The following is a 19,159-nucleotide window of genomic DNA, read 5'->3' as shown; positions in this document are numbered from 1 at the left end:
AGTTATCTTTGTGATAAATTTTATTCATCGATGTGTTAAAAATTATAAGTTTGACGCGAGTAAAATCATGGCCTAGCGGGGAATTTATTTATCAATCATTTGATTTATAATGTATTTAAATTATAAAACTTAATGCTGAGCGTGATCATCATTAAGAAAATCAAAGAGTAGCATCGAAGAATGCACATCAAAATGACTTATCAATTTTGTGACTATCCATGAAGAATTTTGGGCTTAATGTATTGAGGCCAAAAATAATTAAGACTACGCGCAATCACTGAAACTTATCGTTTCTGATAAACTGTGCGGTCTGTTTAATCTCAGGTGTTTTTTCATGAAGGAAAAGACTCATCATCATGTCAGGTAAATATTTATCGCTGACCTCAACCAACATCACGCGTTTCTTTTGGTTGTTCATTTTGCTGCTGGCACTGGGGCTGGGTCTTTACGGGTATAACTACACCAATGCTTATCTGAACGATAAACTGCGCACGGTGCAATCCACCGCCGATCAGTTGCAAAAACGTATCGATAAGTATCGTTACATGACATATCAGATTTACGACAATTTCAGCGGCCAGCCGCTGCCGCCGGACGTGGTCTCCGCTCAGGAAATCCGTCTGCGTCAGGACATGTTCTATGTCACTAAGCCGCATAAGAAAACCGGCGCACTGATTTTTGGTACGCATGACAGCTCCACGCTGGATCTGACACTGAAAATCTCTTCTTTCCTCGATGAACAATGGGGTGCCAAAACGCTGCCCTATTCGCTCTATTATCTGAACGGCCAGGATAACAGCATGGTGCTGGTGACCACGGTGCCGCTCGAGGAACAGGATTCCCGCCTTAAAGAAAACTATTTCACCAGTACGCTGCAATCGCGTCGTGCTGAAATGTTGCAACAGGCCAATACGCTGGACGAGCGCGAAAGCTACTCCGCCCTGCGTAAATCTCGCCAGAGCAGCGACTACAACTTTACGCTGCGCACCACGTTCAATAATCCCGGTCATCTGGCGACGGTGATCGCTTTTGATTTGCCGATGAGTGATCTCATCCCGCTGAACATGGCACGGGATAATTTCCAGCTCAGCGGCAGTACCGCGGCGGTGAATGAGGGCGATCCTTCTGACGATAGCGCCACCAGCAGCATCGCTGTTCAGGGCTGGTCACTGGTGTTCAGCGTGCCGCTCAGCAACTCTCCGCTGTCGCTGACCTACCACGTACCGTTGTTCAGTCTGGTGGTGGATCTGTCACGTAATAACTTCTGGCTGATCCTCATCAATCTGTTCCTGATCGGGCTGACGATGATCAGCATTTACTTTATCCGTCATCAGTACATCCGCCCGAGCGAAAATATGGCGGCGCAGCTGCATATGCAGCAGGCGCTGAATCAGGAAATCATCTCCGGGCTGCCACTCGGTCTGCTGGTTTATAACTTCAGCAACCACAGCGTGATCCTCAGTAATAAGATTGCCGACCAGCTGCTGCCGCACCTGAGCCTGAATAAAATCGCCAATATGGCCGAGCAGCATAACGGCTCGATTCAGGCCACGGTAAACAATGAAGTGTATGAAATCCGCATGATCCGCAGCCAGATTTCCCCGGAGACCTACTTGTTCCTGCTGCACGATCAGGACAAAGAAGTGATGGTTAACCGCACGCTGCAACAGGCGAAACGTGAGTTCGAAAAGAACCTGCAGGCGCGTAAGCTGATGCTGCACAATCTGGGCATCGAGCTGAATCAGCCGTTGCAGGAGCTTAACGGGCTGGTGGAATCGCTGGTGACGGTGGAAGAACCACAGGAGCGCCAGACGCTTCAGGGAAAATTACAGGTCGAATCGCGCAACGCGCTGACGCTGGTGGATAACATCACCCTGCTGACCCGGCTGGAAACGCAGGACTGGCAGCCGGCCAGCCAGCCGTATGTCTTATCCGCTATGGTGGATGAACTCCTGCTTGAGGCCCTGCCCCGCCTCAGCCGGAAAGGCCTCGGTTTGCTGAATCATTTCCATATCGCGCCGGAAGCAATGTTCGTCGGCGATATGCAGGCTGTGAAGAAAATCCTCTCGCTGCTGCTTGATTATGCCATCGTCACCACGTCGCTCGGAAAGGTCACACTGACCAGCGAACAGGACGAAGATCGCCCGGATCAGCTGGTTTTCCACATAACTGACACTGGCAGCGGAATTTCGAAGGAAGAATTGAGCAATCTGAATTATCCTTTCCTGAGCCAGACGTTAGTTGATCGCTTTAATCACGGCTCCGGCCTGACGTTTTTCCTGTGCAATCAGCTGTGTAAAAAGCTGGGGGGACAGCTTGAGATCCGCAGCAAACTCGACATCGGCACGCGTTATACCGTCCGCGTGAAACAACGCCCGCAAACGCAGGAAGTGGAAGACGAACACGAGAAGCTGCTGACCGATGTCACCGCGTTACTCGACATCACCTCTGACGAGGTACGCGGCATTGTGACCCGGACAATGAACGCTTACGGCGCAGTGTGTATCGTGGCCGATGAGCGACAACTGACAAGAGAATACGACGTCCTGCTGACGGATAATGCGCAAAACAGTGACAAATTTACGCTGCTGCTGACCGACGATGAGTCCGGTTTCCAGCAGCTTGAAAAGCATTATATTCGCGTCAATTACAACATCAGCAGCGCGCTGATCGACGCAACCTTACTGTTAATTGAACAGCAATTTGCCGTTCCTGATGACAGTGTTTCATCCGAAGAACCCGGCGAAGACTCTCCCGACCATTATGAAAAGCAGTTAAAATCAAGCGATTACTATCAGCTTTTTGTCGAGACAGTACCGGAAGATCTTGAGAAACTGTATAATGAAAACCAACGTCGTGATTTCACATCACTTTCCCAAACTGCACACCGCCTTAAGGGAGTGTTCGCTATGCTGAACCTGACCCCGGGCAAGCAAATGTGTGAAGAGTTAGAACAGTACATCGCAGATGGCGATGCATTACAGATTACTGAAACCATCAATCTTATTGATTCTTTTGTCTCCAGACTGCTCCAGCAAGGTAGCTAATCACATGAATACTATGAACGTAATTATTGCTGATGATCATCCTATCGTCCTTTTTGGCATTCGTAAGTCACTTGAACAAATCGAATGGGTGAATGTTGTCGGCGAGTTTGAAGACTCGACGGCACTGGTCAACAGCTTAAGTAAACTTGACGCCCATGTATTGATTACTGACCTGTCTATGCCGGGCGATAAATTCGGCGACGGGATTACGCTAATCAAATACATCAAGCGTCACTACCCTCAGTTGTCGATCATTGTTCTGACCATGAACAATAATCCGGCGATCCTGAGCTCGGTGCTGGATCTGGACATCGAAGGGATTGTCCTCAAACAGGGCGCGCCAACGGATCTGCCAAAAGCGCTGGCCGCTTTGCAGAAAGGCAAGAAGTTCACGCCGGACAGCGTGGCCAAGCTGTTGGAAAAAATCAGCGCCAACGGTTACGGCGACAAACGCCTGTCACCAAAAGAAAGCGAAGTTCTGCGTCTGTTTGCAGAAGGCTTCCTGGTGACTGAGATTGCTAAAAAACTTAACCGCAGTATCAAAACCATCAGCAGCCAGAAGAAATCAGCCATGATGAAACTGGGTGTGGAAAACGATATCGCGCTGCTGAACTACCTGTCTTCCATCAGCTCCATGCCGATCGACAAAGACTAAGTTTTCGCAAAGCAGTCTTAATGCTAAAAGACAAAAGGCACCTTCACGGTGCCTTTATTTTTTGATCGATGACCTTCAGCCAAACCGCCGCTTCAGTCTTCTTTTTTATAGTGCCCTTTGCGCACGCGTTCACTGTAATAGCTCAGCGTATCGCGCAGCGTTTCCAGCGTCACCGGCTTCGACAGACAGTTATCCATCCCTGCTTCCAGACACCGCTGACGTTGCTCGGCCAGCGCGTTAGCGGTCACGCCGATCACCGGCAGGATATGGCCCAGCTCGCGCAGTTTTTGCGTCAGGCCATAACCATCGAGGCGTGGCATGTTGACATCGCTGAGCACGATATCAATCTCATGCGCGCGCATGGCATCCAGCGCATCCATCCCGTCATTGGCGGTCACCACGATGTAACCCATAGTCCCCAGCTGATCGGCGAGCAGACGGCGGTTGATGGGATGGTCATCGACCACCAACAGGGTGATATCGCTGTAGTCCTGCGCGATAGCGGTTTCAGCCGCCGGGGCGTTCAGACCGCCCTCGTCCCCTGCTGTTTCAATCTGATAAATGCGGTTAAGCAGCGCGGTGATTTCCAGCGGCGTTGAAGTGCCATGTACCCAATATCCCGGTCGGGTTTCCACCGGCGGGCCGATATGGTCTATCGAGAATTCAATCTGCGCGCGCAGCGTACCCATGTGAATAAACGGCGTATCGGTAATCAACACGTCTTCGGCGCCGGTCGCCAGCTCAGGCTCATAGCGCTGGATATTCGCACCGTGGTGGCACAGCAGCTGCATCAGGTAACTTTCGAGATATGCGTTGCGCACGTCCAGCCAGACGATTTTATCCTGCCAGTGATCCAGCGGTTCATCAGACGGGAACACCGCGCTGTAAAGCGGAATACGCACGGTGAAAGAGCTGCCAAGACCCGGCTCGGATTCAACGTTAATATCGCCATCCATCAGGTTGATCAACTTTTCGCAAATTGCCAGCCCAAGGCCGGTGCCCTGGAAATGACGCTGCACGCCGGTACCGACCTGGAAGAACGGGTCGAATAAACGGGTGATTTCGCGCTCAGGAATACCGACGCCGGTATCGCGCACCTGGAACTCCAGATAGTTTCCACAGGTTCTGACATTCAGCACGATACAGCCGGTATCGGTGAATTTAATCGCATTATTAAGAATATTCGAGATGACCTGTTGCAGACGCACCGGGTCGCCGGTGAACGACAGCGGCACGTTGTGCTCGATAAAACAGTACAGTCCGAGGCGCTTTTTCACCACCAGAGGCAGATAGTTACCGGCAATGTGTGTGATCACTTCACGGCATGAGAACTCCTGCGGCTCAATTTTCAGCTGTTCAGATTCGATTTTCGAGAAGTCGAGAATGTCGCTGATGATTTTCAGCAGCAGCGCAGAGGAGTTATTCATCGCCGTCACCAGACGATCCACACCCTGCGGTAGCCCCTGTGTTTGCAGTAAATCCAGATTACCGATGATGCCGTACAATGGCGTGCGCAATTCGTGGCTGACGGTCGCCAGGAACATCGATTTGGACTGGCTGGCCTGCTCGGCGGCATTCGCCATCTCCTGCAACGACTCTTCCATCCGCACGCGCGCACTGACGTCGATCAGCACGCAAATCGCTACGTCTTCGTTGCGGTAACGTGAATGCACGAAGCTCAGCTGAATGTTGTTGTTATTCTTGGTGATGACGTCGACAAAATTCACCTGCTGATCGCAGATGATGCGCGTAATACGCTGGCGGTCTTCCTGGGTCAGCATGCTGATGTAATTGTGCGCCAGCTCGTTACTCAGGATATTCACGCCGTCGCTGATGCGCAGAATCGAAATCCCCACCGGCGCCGACGCGACAATTTTGTGGTTAAACTGCTCGTGCTCTTCCAGCCGGAAGGCATTCTGCTCGGCAGGTAAAAACATCTTGCGCTCAAACACCCAGGCCAGAATAAACAGCAACAGGCCGGAGAAGATATTGAGCAGCACCGCGTTGAATATCATGATCTTGAACCGTTCAATAACAATATTGAACGGCATGGAATACACCACGCTCAGCGAAGACGGCGACAGCGGCTTTTTATAAATCAAATCTTTGTAGCCATTCATGTAGCCGAAGTACGAGCTTTCCTGCGGATAATTCCCCAGCGCAGCGGTGTAGCGGTCGCCTTCTGAAAGACTGAGCAGCGGCTGATCGTCCTCATCAAGCAGCGTAACGCTGGTGTGTTGCGCGCTCGGCGTGACTAAATCTTCCAGACGCAGGTTTTGCTGAATACCCATCAGCGCTTCCAGTTTATTGCCGATATAAATCGGCGTCAGCACGTACAGATAACCGGACTCCCGGTTACTGGACTGTGAAACCCAGTACAGGCTGTTCTCTTTATCCTGATTTTTACCGTTGCGGTATTGCAGGATTTTCTCATGCAGCGATTTCAGCTGATCCTGACTTTCACGTTCAAACGGTTCGCTGCTGATGCCGAAATCGACCAGACACAGGTTTTCTCCGCTGATAAAAAACACGCGGTTAAGGTCATAGGCATCAGAAAAATTGTCTTTCCAGTAATGAATCATGTTCCCCAGAGACGTCAGCGAGTTACGGTAACTGTCGCTGAGCTGGGAGCAATCCGAATCAGGGAAAAGGGAAAGGTAGGACGGCGGCGTGTTCTTGCTGCTGATCATCCCGTTGATGATATCCAGCCCGTTCATTGAATCGCTCAGACGCTTTTCGGCCATGAACTTAATGCTGCGCATCACGTCATTGGAGTTTTTGACGTAGCTCTGCGCCAGATCGTAGTTGAGGTTATCCTCATCGCGGATCTCCGACTCTTTATTGTGGAAGATATTCAGCACATAAAAGGTGGTCAGTAGCACCCCTAGCGTCCACAGCATCAGTGCCAGCACCCTGAACAGGTAGCGGGAGATTCTCAGCGTTGTTCGAAACGAAGCAAGATATTTCAAGGATTAACCATCGGTGTAACGGCTCAGTGAGCGGAATGTGAATCAGAATACACTATTGAGGGACTTTCTAAAAAACTCGAAATGAATAAAAAAGGCATAACACGTTGCCATGTTATGCCTTCCTTTCAACCGACTAAGAAAACTTATTCTTCTTCGTCGTCAGCTGCCTGGTCGTCTTCACTTTCTGCGTCGTCTGGCAGATCGGCTGCTTGCGCCGCTTCCAGTTCGCCGGCTTCGGTGGCAACGCCATCCAGTTCTTCGTCTTCTACCGGTTCTGCCACACGTTGCAGACCGACCACGTGTTCCTGTTCGGCGGTACGGATCAGCGTCACACCCTGGGTGTTACGGCCAACGGTACTCACTTCAGACACGCGGGTACGCACCAGCGTACCGGCATCGGTGATCATCATGATCTGATCCGCTTCATCCACCTGGATCGCGCCAACTACCGGACCATTACGCTCGCTCACTTTGATCGAGATAACGCCCTGCGTTGCACGGGATTTGGTTGGATATTCGGCAGATTCAGTACGCTTACCGAAACCATTCTGCGTGACGGTCAGGATACAACCGTCACCGCGTGGAATGATCAGGGAGACGACGCTGTCGCCTTCGCCCAGACGGATACCGCGAACACCGGTCGCCGTACGGCCCATTGAACGCACCGCTTCTTCGGAGAAGCGCACCACTTTACCGGCTGCAGAGAACAGCATGACTTCGTTTTTACCGTCGGTCAGGTCAACACCAATCAGCTCATCACCCTCGTTGAGGTTGATGGCGATGATGCCGGCACTACGCGGACGGCTGAAATCGGTCAGTGCGGTCTTCTTCACAGTACCGCTTGCCGTTGCCATGAACACATGACGGCCTTCTTCGTACTCGCGTACTGGCAGAATGGCGGTGATACGTTCGTTTGGCTCGAGCGGTAACAAGTTGACGATCGGACGGCCACGGGCACCGCGGCTGGCTTCCGGCAACTGATAGACTTTCATCCAGTACAGACGTCCCCGGCTGGAGAACATCAGAATAGTGTCGTGGGTGTTGGCCACCAGCAGACGGTCGATGAAGTCTTCTTCTTTAATACGGGCTGCTGATTTACCTTTACCGCCGCGACGCTGCGCTTCGTAATCGGTCAGAGGCTGATACTTCACATAGCCCTGATGCGACAAGGTCACCACAACGTCTTCCTGGTTGATCAGGTCTTCGATGTTGATGTCAGACGAGTTCGCCGTGATTTCGGTACGACGCGGATCGTTGTACTGATCGCGGATCGCTTCCAGCTCTTCACGAATGACTTCCATCAGACGATCCGGGTTGGACAGGATGTACATCAGCTCTGCGATTTGCACCAGCAGCTCTTTGTACTCATCAAGCAGTTTTTCATGCTCAAGGCCGGTCAGTTTCTGCAAGCGCAGATCCAAAATAGCCTGCGCCTGTTGCTCGGTCAGGAAGTATTTACCTTCATGAATACCGAACTCTGGCTCCAGCCATTCAGGGCGTGCAGCGTCATCACCGGCACTTGCCAGCATCGCCGCAACGTTGCCCAGATCCCATGAACGCGCAATCAGGCCCGCTTTCGCTTCGGCCGGAGATTGTGCAGCACGGATCAGTTCAATGATCGGGTCGATGTTAGCCAGCGCGATCGCCAGTGCTTCGAGGATATGAGCACGGTCGCGGGCTTTACGCAGTTCGAAAATAGTACGGCGTGTTACCACTTCACGGCGGTGGCGAACAAACGCGGACAGAATCTCTTTCAGACCCAAAATTTTCGGCTGACCACGGTGTAATGCCACCATGTTGATACCGAAAGAAGTCTGCAACTGGGTCAGTGAGTACAGGTTGTTCAGAACCACTTCACCGACGGCGTCACGTTTAATTTCGATGACGATGCGCATACCGTCTTTATCAGACTCATCGCGCAGTGCACTGATGCCTTCAACACGTTTTTCTTTCACCAGCTCGGCGATCTTTTCGATCAGACGGGCTTTGTTCACCTGATACGGGATCTCGTGAACGATAATGGTTTCGCGACCGGTTTTAGCGTCCGCTTCCACTTCAGCGCGGGCACGGATCGAAATCTTGCCACGGCCGGTACGGTAAGCTTCTTCGATACCACGACGACCGTTGATGATTGCCGCTGTCGGGAAATCTGGACCCGGAATATGTTCCATCAGCCCTTCAATGCTGATGTTCTCATCTTCAATGAAGGCCAGACAGCCGTTGATAACCTCGGTGAGGTTATGCGGCGGAATGTTGGTCGCCATACCGACCGCGATACCTGACGAGCCGTTGACCAGCAGGTTAGGAATACGGGTTGGCATAACAGCAGGGATTTGCTCGGTGCCATCGTAGTTAGGCACGAAATCGACGGTGTCTTTTTCTAAGTCAGCCAGCAATTCGTGAGCAATTTTTGACATGCGAATTTCGGTATAACGCATGGCTGCGGCGGAGTCGCCATCCACTGACCCGAAGTTACCCTGCCCGTCCACCAGCATGTAGCGAAGTGAGAAAGGCTGAGCCATACGGACAATGGTGTCATAAACCGCGGTATCACCGTGTGGGTGATATTTACCGATAACGTCACCGACCACACGGGCCGATTTTTTATAGGCTTTATTCCAGTCGTTACCGAGGACGTTCATTGCGAAAAGTACGCGGCGGTGCACCGGTTTCAAACCATCACGCACATCTGGTAGCGCACGTCCGACAATCACGGACATCGCATAATCCAAATAAGAGTTTTTCAGCTCTTCTTCGATGTTAATCGGTGTGATTTCTCTGGCAAGGTCGCTCATGGAGCTGCTATCCCTCTACTGATTATTCATGGCCGCTGCCCACGTAGGCATATATAGCGCAAAGGTGTAAAACTATACCACAAACCAGCCAAACGTGGAAAACAACCGCCCCCTTTTGCCTACTATTATCCAACGGGTTTCAAACCTTTGCGTAAAGCGCCGCATTTCGTATAAAGATTCGCCATAACGACAAATCTGAACCAAAGCAGACGAAATAGGTATAATCGGCCACATCAAGATATAAGGAGTTCATCACGCTCATGACAACCACATCATCCACATCGACTTCCGCTGCGCCACAGAACATCGACCATGAAGAAATCGCCAAATTTGAGGCGGTCGCCTCGCGCTGGTGGGATTTGGAAGGCGAATTCAAACCGCTGCACCGCATCAATCCGCTGCGCCTGAACTATATTCTTGAGCGCGCCGATGGCCTGTTTGAGAAGAATGTTCTCGATGTCGGCTGCGGCGGCGGTATTCTTAGCGAAAGCATGGCCGTCGCCGGTGCGCAAGTGACCGGACTGGACATGGGCGGCGAACCGTTACAGGTGGCGCGTCTGCATGCGCTGGAAAGTGGTGTGAAAGTGGATTACGTACAGGAAACCGTGGAAGCCCACGCCGAGGCGCATCCGCAGCAATACGATGTGGTCACCTGCATGGAAATGCTCGAACATGTGCCGGATCCGGCGTCCGTCGTGGCTGCCTGTGCGCGTCTGGTGAAACCCGGCGGGCATGTCTTCTTCTCCACCATCAACCGTAACAACAAAGCCTGGCTGATGGCTATTTTCGGCGCGGAATATGTGCTGAAGATGGTGCCAAAGGGCACGCACGACATCAAAAAATTCATCAAACCGTCAGAGTTGCTGGGCATGATTGACCGTACGTCGTTGTCGGAGCGCCACATTATGGGCCTGCACTACAACCCGCTGACCGATCATTTTAAACTCGGGCCGAACGTGGACGTCAATTACATGATCCACACTCAGTCAGAAGAAAGTTCTGTCATCTGACCTGCTCTAAATAGCCCGTGCGTCAAGCCCGGAAGATGCCTTCCGGGCAGACTTAAGCGGAATTTCATCCGCCCTGCCCGCCACAGATTTACTTAAACCTTAGTTTTTAGGGCGTTGGTGGAACCGGACCCGGGAACATGATTTTTTAGAATAGTTATCCAGATCAATATAGCGTTTTTTTCTAACGTTTAATAAACCGGCAGTCGATCACCTTTCGTAAAAATATAAGAAAATCGTATCTCAGATATTGACAGGTTTGTCGCGCCAGCAATGACGGACTCCTCAGGCTTGGCCCGTAAATTTCTCCCCAAGTTATCCACAAATCCGGCCGTTTTGTTCACTTGCCAAAGGGCCGTTCAGTCACTATCTTGTCATCAGAAAATAACAAACCCACAATATATTGTGTTTATATCCTGACCAGCACACTAGAATAGAGTGGTGCTGCCGTGCTGTTTTTGACGGTCAGGTCAGACCCTTTATAAACCTTTGAGGTATCGCCCCGAATGAACCAAAGTCTGCTTGTAACTAAACGTGATGGCCGCACAGAACGCATCAACCTTGATAAAATCCACCGTGTCATTGACTGGGCTGCGGAAGGTCTTCAAAACGTATCAGTTTCCCAAGTAGAACTTCGTTCACATATCCAGTTCTACGACGGGATTAAAACCGCTGATATTCATGAAACGATTATCAAAGCGGCTGCGGATCTGATTTCCAAAGATGCGCCGGATTACCAGTATCTGGCCGCGCGTCTGGCGATTTTCCACCTGCGTAAAAAAGCATACGGTCAGTTCGAGCCGCCTAAGCTGATTGATCAGGTGACCCGCATGGTCGAAATGGGTAAATACGACAAACATCTGCTGGAAGACTACACGGCTGAAGAGTTCGAGCAGATGGACAGTTTTATTGACCACTGGCGTGACATGAATTTCTCTTACGCCGCCGTCAAGCAGCTGGAAGGGAAATATCTGGCGCAAAACCGTGTGACTGGCGATATCTACGAGAGTGCGCAGTTCCTCTATATTCTGGTCGCGGCCTGCCTGTTCTCCGGCTATCCGCGTGAAACCCGTCTGGACTACATCAAACGTTTCTACGACGCGATTTCTACTTTCAAAATTTCTCTGCCTACGCCAATCATGTCTGGCGTGCGTACCCCGACCCGTCAGTTCAGCTCCTGCGTACTGATCGAATGCGGCGACAGCCTGGACTCTATCAACGCTACATCCAGCGCCATTGTGAAATACGTTTCCCAGCGTGCCGGTATCGGCATCAACGCCGGTCGCATCCGTGCGCTGGGCAGCCCGATCCGCGGCGGTGAAGCGTTCCACACCGGGTGTATCCCGTTCTACAAACATTTCCAGACAGCGGTGAAATCCTGCTCTCAGGGCGGCGTTCGTGGCGGTGCAGCGACATTGTTCTACCCGATGTGGCATCTGGAAGTGGAAAGTCTGCTGGTGCTGAAAAACAACCGTGGTGTTGAAGGCAACCGCGTCCGTCATATGGACTACGGCGTGCAGATCAACAAACTGATGTATCAGCGTCTGGTGAAAGGCGGCGATATTACGCTGTTCAGCCCGTCCGACGTACCTGGTCTGTACGATGCGTTCTTCGCCGATCAGGAGGAGTTCGAACGTCTGTACGAGAAATACGAGCAAGACCCGGGCATCCGTAAGCAGAAAGTGAAAGCCGTCGAATTGTTCTCGCTGATGATGCAGGAACGCGCCTCCACTGGCCGTATCTATATTCAGCACGTAGATCATTGCAACACGCACAGTCCGTTTGATCCGGCCATCGCGCCGGTTCGCCAGTCTAACCTGTGTCTGGAAATCGCACTGCCAACCAAACCACTGGATGACGTGAACGACGAAAACGGCGAAATCGCGCTGTGCACGCTGTCTGCCTTCAACCTCGGTGCTATCGAAAGCCTCGACGATCTGGAAGAGCTGGCGGTACTGGCCGTGCGCGCACTCGACGCCCTGCTCGATTATCAGGATTACCCAATCAAAGCCGCTAAACGTGGCGCGATGGGCCGTCGTACTCTGGGTATCGGCGTCATCAACTACGCCTATTATCTGGCGAAAAACGGCGTGCGTTATTCCGACGGCAGCGCCAACAACCTGACGCATAAGACGTTCGAAGCGATCCAGTATTACCTGCTGAAAGCCTCCAACGAGCTGGCGAAAGAACAAGGCGCGTGCCAGTGGTTCAACGAAACCACCTATTCACAAGGCATTATGCCGGTGGATACCTACAAGAAAGATCTGGATGCGATTTGCAGTGAACCTCTGCATCTCAACTGGGATAAGCTGCGTGAAGACATCAAAACGCACGGCCTGCGTAACTCCACACTGTCGGCGCTGATGCCTTCTGAGACCTCTTCGCAGATCTCTAACGCGACCAACGGCATCGAGCCACCGCGCGGCCACATCAGCATCAAAGCGTCGAAAGACGGGATCCTGCGTCAGGTGGTGCCGGAGTATGAGCGTCTAAAAGATCAGTACGAATTGCTGTGGGATATGCCTAATAACGACGGTTACCTGCAACTGGTTGGCGTGATGCAAAAATTCATTGACCAGGCGATTTCGTCAAACACCAACTACGACCCGTCACGCTTCCCGAACAGCAAAGTGCCGATGAAGCAGTTGCTGAAAGACTTGCTGACAGCCTACAAATTCGGCGTCAAAACCCTGTACTATCAGAACACCCGCGATGGTGCTGATGATGTGCAGGAAGACATGAAAGCCGATGTGGCTGATGACTGCGAAAGCGGCGCCTGCAAAATCTAATCATCTGTTTTGATTCATCATTTAAAACAAAGCCCCTTAACAGGGGCTTTTGTCCGAGGACAATATGGCTTATAGCACTTTCTCTCAGAACAAAAATAACCAACTGCTGGAACCGATGTTTTTCGGTCAGTCCGTCAACGTTGCGCGTTTCGACCAGCAAAAACATGAGATTTTTGAAAAGCTGATCGAAAAGCAGCTGTCCTTCTTCTGGCGTCCGGAAGAGATTGACGTTTCCCGCGACCGTATCGATTTTCAGGCGCTGCCGGATCACGAAAAACATATCTTCCTCAGCAACCTGAAATACCAGACGCTGCTGGATTCCATTCAGGGCCGCAGCCCGAACGTCGCGCTTTTACCGCTGATTTCTATTCCTGAGCTGGAAACATGGGTCGAAACCTGGGCGTTTTCAGAAACTATCCATTCACGCTCATACACACATATTATCCGTAACATCGTGAATGATCCGGCGATTGTGTTTGACGATATTGTCACCAACGAAGAGATCCTCAAGCGCGCGAAAGACATCTCCGGCTATTACGATACGTTGATCGAAATGACCAGCTATTACCACCTGCTGGGCGAAGGTACGCATACCGTGAACGGCAAAACCGTCGTGGTGAATCTGCGTGAACTGAAGAAGAAACTCTACATCTGTCTGATGAGCGTTAACGCGCTGGAAGCCGTGCGTTTCTACGTGAGTTTCGCCTGCTCCTTTGCATTCGCCGAACGTGAACTGATGGAAGGCAACGCGAAAATCATCAAGATGATTGCACGTGACGAAGCGCTGCATCTGACAGGTACCCAGCACGCGCTGAACCTGCTGCGCTCAGGTCAGGATGATCCGGAAATGGTTGAGATCGCCAAAGAGTGCGAGCAGGAATGTCACGATTTGTTCGTGCTGGCAGCACAGCAGGAAAAAGACTGGGCAGAATATCTGTTCAAAGACGGTTCGATGATCGGCCTGAACAAAGATATTTTGTGCCAATACGTTGAGTACATCACCAACATCCGCATGCAGGCCGTTGGCCTGACCGCACCGTTTAAAACGCGCTCGAACCCGATCCCATGGATCAACGCGTGGCTGGTTTCCGACAATGTGCAGGTCGCCCCGCAGGAAGTGGAAGTGAGTTCCTATCTGGTCGGTCAGATCGATTCAGAAGTTCACGCCGACGACCTGAGTGATTTCGAGCTTTAAATGACGGACAGAACCATCACACTTTCAGCCGATGGCACTCAGCTGGTGTGCGAAAGCCGCCATAGCAATCTGCTGGAAGTGTTTGAACATCATAAAGTTGACGTCGAGTATCAGTGTCGTGAAGGGTATTGCGGCTCCTGTCGGATGCGGCTGGTTAGCGGTGCGGTGAAGTACAGTGAAAAACCTCTGGCGTTTATCTCAGACGGCGAGATTTTACCCTGTTGTTGCATGCCGGTTGGGGATATTGAAATTGAATTTTAGTGGGTTTCGACCCACGGATCGATGTTGAGAACTGCTTTAAAAGCGAATTCAAAACCAACTTCAACTTTAAGGTCGTGGGCATCGGCCCATACCGACCAGAGGGAGAATCAACCGTCTCCCTCTGGACTCCCGCGTTTTTTAAAACTCGCGCTATCGCCAGACCGATGGACATGTTCTGCCGCTGCGTGGTGCCCTCTCTCGGTCCTGAAGCCTTTGGTCTTCAGGCCGCTCCGTTCGGCAGGATTTTTTGATCGCGCCATCTCACCATTTTTAAAAACAGAAACGAGTCGTCTTTGACTTTTTTAGTTGTCCCTTTTCTTTTCTCATCCTGAGCCGGTGAAGTTGTGACCTAAAAAGCCCCAGGCCGCTTTCAAAAATCACGCCGGAGCGAGAGGTGGAAAACCGCGCGTCTTTTTGCGCGGGTTGTAACCCGAGCGAAGGGCACCGCGCAGCGGCGGGATTTTGCGGCAATAGGAGGAGTATCTGAAACAGAGCCGGGATGCATGGCACGTGTTTTAAAGAGCCCGGGGGGTCTTGGGGGGCGGCGGCGACAGGCCGCCCCCCAAGTCGGTGTGGGCCGACGCCCACGGTGTTGACCTTAAAGCCGGTTGGGGCAGCAGCCCAAGGTGTTGACCTTAAGGCCAGTTGGGGCAGCAGCCCACGGTGTTGACCTTAAGGCCAGTTTGGGCGGCAGCCCACGGTGTTGACCTTGAATAACTAGACTTTCTCGACTCGGTCGAGCCAAAGATATTCCGCTACCGGATCCCACCCGTTCAGATACCGCCGCAACATATCCATCCCCACCATCGCGATAGTCTCCTGCCTTAACGCCAACCCGTGCCGCGTCGCGGTATAACGGATGGTTAATCCACTGGTTCCTGACGGCGTGTGCAGCGCCAGGCTGAGCTTATCGCCGGATAATGCGCCGACGGCCAATGCCAGCTGTGCACCGCTGGTTTCGGCCAGCGTCTTCGCGCGTGCCAGTAAGTTTTCGAGGGATTTCTCTGGAGAAGCCTCATCATCTTGTGGCTGGAGTTCGCCGTTGGCCAGCGGGACGCCAGCGCTTTGCAGACGCCAGTTCAGCAGGCCGCCGGTATAACTTTCGCTGACCGCCAGACGCAGGTTTTGCGTCAGCAGACGTTCTGCCAGACGGTCAGGCAGGCTGCCGAAACCTTCGAAGATGGTGCTCTCGCCCGCCACTTCGCGCACACGCTCGAAAATCTGATGCATCGCTGCTTCCTGAGAACGCGGGCCGGTGACTTTCAGTTCGATGATCGGCGAAGACGAGCGGTAACCCATCACTACGCCTTCCGGCATGTCGATTTTATCCAGCTCAGTCGCCAGATCGCTTTCGCCACGCCCGAAAGTGGTCAGACGCAAACACAGCGGAGCTTCCAGCGCAGGGAACTGCTTGTGCAGGCGAGGAACGATTTGCTGTTCGACCATAACTTTGAATTCTGAAGGGACGCCCGGCGTGAAGAAAATCTGGCAACGGTTGAGCCTGACGCTGAAACCGCAGGCGGTGCCGACCGGATTGTCCAGCAGTTCGGCGTTGGCCGGGATCTGCGCCTGTTTGCGGTTAGACTCGGCCATCGGACGGCCACGTTCATTGAAGAAAGCCTGCATGGTGGCAATCCATCCGGCATCCTCTACCAGTTCAACGCCACAGGCCATGGCCGCAGCCTGGGCGCTAAGATCGTCAGTGGTCGGGCCTAATCCGCCGTTAACGATCAGCACATCGGCGATATGACTGCGCTCTTTCATAACGTTGACCAGCTCGTCCAGACTGTCACCCACCGTTTCACGGCTGGTCATCGGCAGGCCTTGATCGAACAGATAACTGGCCAGCCAGGCGGCGTTTGAATCCACAATTTGACCGTGAAGAACTTCCTCGCCGGTACTGAGCATCTCAACCCTAAGCATCACTTTCTCCTCTCGTTTAGTCCTTCCACTGTAGAAAGGCTGACGCTGAAACACAATCTCATAGGCACAAAGTGATAGCACAGATGAAAAAAAAGCCTGCTGAGCAGGCTTTATGATTCAGGCGTAAAACTTAAAAGTTCAGCGCGCCGCCGACGTATGCGCCGTCCGCCACGATGTTATCGCGGTTGCCGTCTTTGCCGTCCAGCGCCATGTAGCGGTAACCCACACTCACGGTCACTAACGGAATCGCGGTCAGACGCACGCCCGCGTTGGCTTCTTTGTAGTTACCGATGCCGCTGGACAGTGAATCCGGGGAATAGTAGTAATCACCGTACAGGGTGAACATTTTGGCGATTGGGAGTTGCAGACCACCGCCGACGGCCGCTGCGTAACCTTCGTCACCGTCTTTCGGGTTGGTGTACAGGCCTTTACCGCCAACGGTCGCCATGAAAGGACCCAGTGGAATGTTGTAGCCCAGACCCAGACCCGCAACGTCGCCGTCATCATCGTTATGGGTGTAATCGCCGGTCAGCGCAAGACCTGGAGAGGTGGTGCCGAAACCAGCGCCCAGATGAGTGTAATGCTCGCCAACTTCGCCGTTTACGCTAATTGCGCTCGCAGACGTCGCCGTCAGCAGCATGCCTAGGGCCGCGCCCGCTACAATAATTTTTTTCATCATCATTCCTGAACATTCATATAACAGTGGGGCAATATTTAGTGCGCAGTCTAAATTAATTTGCCGAAAGGTGACATCTTTCAGAACGTTAAAAATCCCTTAGCCTGCAAATAAAATGTAAAGAAAAGCATTTGTATCCACTCTCCCTATTCTCTTAATCAGAGTAGTAAGCCCCACCTATTTGCCCCTGATCAACGTATGGGTACACACTAGCCGTTAAGGTAAATTTTCCTATGGAAAGGCTATAGCATGCATGGATGCAGAAAATTTGCTGTCAAAAGTGATCGTTGATCTCGCATTTCACACCCGAACTACGCAATACAAGGAAATGATGGTTATGGAAAAGAAAGGACTGACCACCGCTGCCGGCGCCCCCGTCGTCGACAATAATAATGTCATTACCGCAGGCCGTCGCGGACCGCTTTTACTACAAGATGTCTGGTTTCTCGAAAAACTGGCTCACTTTGATCGTGAGGTAATTCCTGAACGTCGTATGCACGCAAAAGGTTCAGGTGCTTACGGTACCTTCACCGTGACCCACGACATCACCAAATACACCCGCGCGAAACTCTTCTCTGAAATTGGCAAGCAAACCGAGATGTTCATCCGTTTCTCCACCGTCGCCGGTGAGCGCGGTGCAGCAGATGCAGAACGTGACATCCGCGGTTTCTCCATGAAGTTCTACACCGAACAAGGCAACTGGGATTTAGTCGGCAACAACACTCCGGTGTTTTATCTGCGCGATCCGCTGAAATTCCCTGACCTGAACCACGTGGTAAAGCGCGACCCGCGTACTAACCTGCGCAATCCGGCCTACAAATGGGATTTCTTCTCGCATCTTCCTGAAGCACTACACCAGCTGACCATCGACGTCAGCGACCGTGGCCTGCCGACGTCATATCGTCATATCCACGGTTTTGGCAGCCACACGTTCAGCTTCATCAATGCTGAAAATGAGCGTTTCTGGGTGAAATTCCACTTCCGTTGCCAGCAGGGTATTGAAAATCTGATGGATGACGAAGCAGAGAAACTGGTGGGAACCGATCGTGAAAGTTCTCAGCGCGATTTGTATGACGCCATCGAGCGCGGCGATTTCCCTCGCTGGAAGCTGTTCGTGCAAATCATGCCGGAGCATGAAGCCTCTGAACTACCCTATAACCCGTTCGACCTGACCAAAGTCTGGTTGAAGAGTGATTATCCGCTGATCGAAGTCGGTGAGTTTGAACTGAACCGCAATCCGGAAAACTATTTTGCCGAAGTGGAACAGGTGGCGATGAGCCCGGCAAATGTGGTTCCTGGCATCGGTTTCTCACCTGACCGTATGTTGCAGGGGCGCCTGTTCTCCTACGGCGACGCGCACCGCTACCGTCTGGGGGTGAATCATCACCAGATCCCGGTGAACGCACCAAAATGCCCGTTCCATAACTATCATCGCGACGGCGCAATGCGCGTTGACGGCAACAGCGGCAACGGCGTGACGTATGAACCAAACAGCGCCGGTCTGTTCCAGGAGCAACCTGATTTCAGCGAACCGCCATTGTCTGTCGAAGGCGCAGCGGATCACTGGAATCACCGCGAAGATGACGATTACTTTACTCAGCCACGTTTGCTGTTCAATCTGTTGTCTGATGAGGAACATCAGCGCATGTTTGGCCGCATCGCCGGTGAACTGAAGCATGCTTCACTTGAAACGCAAAAACGCCAACTCGACCTGTTCTATAAAGTTGATCCTGCCTATGGCGCAGGTGTGGAACAAGCGCTGAAAGCGTAATTTCGCTCAGGCAATCAAATAAAAGGGCCGCGCTGTTTAAGCAGTGCAGCCTTTTTTTAAATTGGTGCATT

The 19,159-nt window shown here is 52.1% G+C and carries 11 protein-coding genes; 7 read left to right on the top strand and 4 right to left on the bottom strand.

What is annotated here, in order from left to right; genetic code table 11:
• Window positions 1–356 precede the first annotated feature (356 nt).
• Both rcsD and rcsB read left to right on the top strand, forming a co-directional pair.
• Entirely contained in the window at window positions 357–3,047 is a 2,691-nt protein-coding gene (gene rcsD, locus ACMHLI_RS09980; protein WP_413529320.1) for a phosphotransferase RcsD, read from the top strand.
• Between the two features lie 4 nt (window positions 3,048–3,051).
• Complete coding sequence (rcsB, locus tag ACMHLI_RS09975; protein ID WP_056782307.1) at window positions 3,052–3,702, top strand: response regulator transcription factor RcsB; 651 nt, start codon at window positions 3,052–3,054, stop codon at window positions 3,700–3,702.
• 92 nt (window positions 3,703–3,794) lie between these two features.
• On the opposite strand, the gene rcsC is transcribed toward rcsB, so the two are convergent.
• On the bottom strand, window positions 3,795–6,671 hold the full coding sequence (gene rcsC / locus ACMHLI_RS09970) for a two-component system sensor histidine kinase RcsC (RefSeq protein ID WP_413529319.1): 2,877 nt from the start codon (window positions 6,669–6,671) through the stop codon (window positions 3,795–3,797).
• A 143-nt stretch (window positions 6,672–6,814) separates the two neighbouring features.
• Complete coding sequence (gyrA, locus tag ACMHLI_RS09965; RefSeq protein ID WP_413529318.1) at window positions 6,815–9,466, bottom strand: DNA topoisomerase (ATP-hydrolyzing) subunit A; 2,652 nt, start codon at window positions 9,464–9,466, stop codon at window positions 6,815–6,817.
• Window positions 9,467–9,726: 260 nt separating this feature from the next.
• Here gyrA and ubiG point away from each other — a divergent pair, with 260 nt between their 5' ends.
• The 4 genes from ubiG (at window position 9,727) to yfaE (ending at window position 14,718) form a co-directional block, all read left to right on the top strand.
• Complete coding sequence (ubiG, locus tag ACMHLI_RS09960) at window positions 9,727–10,476, top strand: bifunctional 2-polyprenyl-6-hydroxyphenol methylase/3-demethylubiquinol 3-O-methyltransferase UbiG (protein ID WP_413529317.1); 750 nt, start codon at window positions 9,727–9,729, stop codon at window positions 10,474–10,476.
• A gap of 503 nt (window positions 10,477–10,979) precedes the next feature.
• On the top strand, window positions 10,980–13,262 hold the full coding sequence (gene nrdA, locus ACMHLI_RS09955) for a class 1a ribonucleoside-diphosphate reductase subunit alpha (protein ID WP_413529316.1): 2,283 nt from the start codon (window positions 10,980–10,982) through the stop codon (window positions 13,260–13,262).
• A gap of 64 nt (window positions 13,263–13,326) precedes the next feature.
• A complete protein-coding gene (gene nrdB, locus ACMHLI_RS09950) occupies window positions 13,327–14,457 on the top strand; it encodes a class Ia ribonucleoside-diphosphate reductase subunit beta (protein WP_413529315.1) in 1,131 nt (376 codons plus the stop codon).
• Window positions 14,458–14,718 (top strand): class I ribonucleotide reductase maintenance protein YfaE, encoded by a 261-nt coding sequence (gene yfaE, locus ACMHLI_RS09945; protein WP_413529314.1) that lies wholly within the window; start codon window positions 14,458–14,460, stop codon window positions 14,716–14,718.
• Between the two features lie 717 nt (window positions 14,719–15,435).
• On the opposite strand, the gene ACMHLI_RS09940 is transcribed toward yfaE, so the two are convergent.
• On the bottom strand, window positions 15,436–16,641 hold the full coding sequence (locus ACMHLI_RS09940) for a nicotinamide mononucleotide deamidase-related protein YfaY (protein ID WP_413529313.1): 1,206 nt from the start codon (window positions 16,639–16,641) through the stop codon (window positions 15,436–15,438).
• Between the two features lie 130 nt (window positions 16,642–16,771).
• A complete protein-coding gene (locus tag ACMHLI_RS09935; RefSeq protein ID WP_413529312.1) occupies window positions 16,772–17,317 on the bottom strand; it encodes a YfaZ family outer membrane protein in 546 nt (181 codons plus the stop codon).
• Window positions 17,318–17,654: 337 nt separating this feature from the next.
• Here ACMHLI_RS09935 and ACMHLI_RS09930 point away from each other — a divergent pair, with 337 nt between their 5' ends.
• Window positions 17,655–19,088, top strand: a complete 1,434-nt coding sequence (locus tag ACMHLI_RS09930; RefSeq protein ID WP_413529311.1) for a catalase — start codon at window positions 17,655–17,657, stop codon at window positions 19,086–19,088.
• The last annotated feature ends 71 nt before the right edge of the window (window positions 19,089–19,159 follow it).

Source organism: Rahnella inusitata (assembly GCF_965118895.1).
Taxonomy (GTDB): domain Bacteria; phylum Pseudomonadota; class Gammaproteobacteria; order Enterobacterales; family Enterobacteriaceae; genus Rahnella; species Rahnella inusitata_A.
The sequence above is the reverse complement of the archived record's forward strand: the minus strand, read 5'-3'. Positions and strand labels throughout refer to the sequence as shown.

Excerpts from the sequence above, each read along its gene's own strand:
- rcsD (WP_413529320.1), top strand. The coding sequence starts at position 357 with ATGTCAGGTAAATATTTATCGCTGACCTCAACCAACATCACGCGTTTC.
- rcsB (WP_056782307.1), top strand. The coding sequence starts at position 3,052 with ATGAATACTATGAACGTAATTATTGCTGATGATCATCCTATCGTCCTT.
- gyrA (WP_413529318.1), bottom strand. The coding sequence starts at position 9,466 with ATGAGCGACCTTGCCAGAGAAATCACACCGATTAACATCGAAGAAGAG.
- ubiG (WP_413529317.1), top strand. The coding sequence starts at position 9,727 with ATGACAACCACATCATCCACATCGACTTCCGCTGCGCCACAGAACATC.
- nrdA (WP_413529316.1), top strand. The coding sequence starts at position 10,980 with ATGAACCAAAGTCTGCTTGTAACTAAACGTGATGGCCGCACAGAACGC.
- nrdB (WP_413529315.1), top strand. The coding sequence starts at position 13,327 with ATGGCTTATAGCACTTTCTCTCAGAACAAAAATAACCAACTGCTGGAA.
- yfaE (WP_413529314.1), top strand. The coding sequence starts at position 14,458 with ATGACGGACAGAACCATCACACTTTCAGCCGATGGCACTCAGCTGGTG.
- ACMHLI_RS09940 (WP_413529313.1), bottom strand. The coding sequence starts at position 16,641 with ATGCTTAGGGTTGAGATGCTCAGTACCGGCGAGGAAGTTCTTCACGGT.
- ACMHLI_RS09935 (WP_413529312.1), bottom strand. The coding sequence starts at position 17,317 with ATGAAAAAAATTATTGTAGCGGGCGCGGCCCTAGGCATGCTGCTGACG.
- ACMHLI_RS09930 (WP_413529311.1), top strand. The coding sequence starts at position 17,655 with ATGGAAAAGAAAGGACTGACCACCGCTGCCGGCGCCCCCGTCGTCGAC.